Raw genomic sequence first — 1,657 nt, 5'->3', positions numbered from 1 at the left:
AGAAGCCGTATCTCAACCGAACGTGATGCCTTGATTTCTGCTGGTCAGGCATGGTTTTGCTCGGGGTGAGGGAGGCATGCGGCGTCTTGTGTCCGCTTCATGACCGAGGGGTGCGCGGTGGCGTCGGTGCTGGGAATGCTGGAGGAGCGGGAGGCGGCTGCCCGCGTGCGGGTGGAGGGTCTGCGGGAGGAAGCCGCGCGGCTGGCTGAGGTGTTGGAGGCCGCGGAGATCGAGCTGGACCGGCGGGTGATCGCGCGGGAGGAGCTGGTCGAGGCCCTGGCCGTGTCCGCCGCCGAGACGACTGCCGTGACTGAGGCGGAGCAGGAAACGGCGCTCTCACCGGTGCCGGTGCCGGGCTCGACGGTGCCGACCTGGCGGGACGGGCTGCCGGTGACGGTGCTGACACCGGACTACCAGCGGATTCTGGGCGTGCTGGAGGAGCGGCGGTCAGCGGGCAAGGGACCGGTGAAGGCCAGGGAGATCGCGGTTCAGCTGGGCCTTGGGACGACGTCGGCGAAGGTCGAGGGGGTGCGTTCGAAGGCCAGGCGCCTGGCAGAGCGCGGGTGGCTGCTGCAGGAGACGTCGGGGATGTTCAGCGCTGGCCGGCGGCCCGTGCCCTTGCCAGACGCCGGCTCATCCGCGTGACCATCGACCACCGGATCATCGCCTCGCTGGTGGCGGGCAGAGTTTCGTAGTCCCGGGCCAGACGGCGGGAGTTCATCAGCCACGCGAACGTGCGCTCAGCCACCCAGCGTCTGGGGAGCACCACGAACCCCTCCATGTCGTCGGTGCGCTTGACGATCTCCAAGGTCAGGGCGAGTTTGTCCCGGCACCAGTCGACGAGACCGCCGGTGTAGCCGCCGTCGGCCCAGACGAGGGTGATGTCGCGGTGCAGGCGGCGCAGCCGTCTCAGCAGGCCCACGGCGGCGTCCCGGTCGCCGATGTTCGCGGCGGTGACCGCGACGGCCAGGAGCAGGCCGAGGCAGTCGGTCACGATGTGCCGTTTGCGGCCCGGCACCTTCTTCCCGCCGTCGTAGCCGCGTGAGGCGGCCGGCACCGTCGCGGCGGCCCGCACCGACTGCGCGTCGATGATCCCTGCCGTGGGCTCGGCCTCACGGCCTTCGCGTTCACGGACCGTCCCGCGCAGACGGTCATGGAACTCGGCGATCAGCCCGTGCTCGCGCCAGCGGCGGAAGAAGGCGTAAACCCGGCCCCATGCGGGGAAGTCAGCGGGCATCGCCCGCCACGAGATCCCGCCCGCGACCAGGTAGCGGATCGCGTCCAGCATCTGGCGGTGGCAGTAGCCCTCGGGCTGCCCGCCTTTGCCCTGGAGCCAGGCCGGCACCGGCAGCAAAGGCCGGACCTCCGCCCACTCCGCGTCCGTCATGTCCGACGGATACCGGCGCACCCGATCGGGATGATCGGCCGCGTTGCCGTACACGTGCGCGAGACAATCGCACGACACGACGGGCGAGTTGAAGTCAACGGGCGCGGTCACGTACAACAACGACAACAGGGCCTCCCGGCGTTGCTCGGTCAGATTCGCATCCCCGAGCTACCGAGAGGCCCTGCCTTCATGCGCGTACGGCCGGAAGATCACCCGACCAGGAACTCCGTTCGACTTGCAGGTTCCAAGATCGGTTGAGATACGGCTTCT

2 protein-coding genes are annotated in these 1,657 nt (G+C 69.5%); one reads left to right on the top strand and one right to left on the bottom strand.

Annotated features, from left to right (window positions below):
- Positions 1 to 99 precede the first annotated feature (99 nt).
- Positions 100 to 645, top strand: a complete 546-nt coding sequence (locus tag ACFYWI_RS38450) for a hypothetical protein (protein WP_389240835.1) — start codon at positions 100 to 102, stop codon at positions 643 to 645.
- Here ACFYWI_RS38450 and ACFYWI_RS38445 read toward each other — a convergent pair.
- On the bottom strand, positions 593 to 1,387 hold the full coding sequence (locus tag ACFYWI_RS38445; RefSeq protein ID WP_389240833.1) for an IS5 family transposase: 795 nt from the start codon (positions 1,385 to 1,387) through the stop codon (positions 593 to 595). The genes ACFYWI_RS38450 and ACFYWI_RS38445 overlap by 53 nt on opposite strands.
- Positions 1,388 to 1,657 lie beyond the last annotated feature (270 nt).

It is taken from the genome of Streptomyces sp. NPDC002889, assembly GCF_042888425.1.
Taxonomy (GTDB): Bacteria; Actinomycetota; Actinomycetes; order Streptomycetales; family Streptomycetaceae; genus Streptomyces.
The sequence above is the reverse complement of the archived record's forward strand: the minus strand, read 5'-3'. Positions and strand labels throughout refer to the sequence as shown.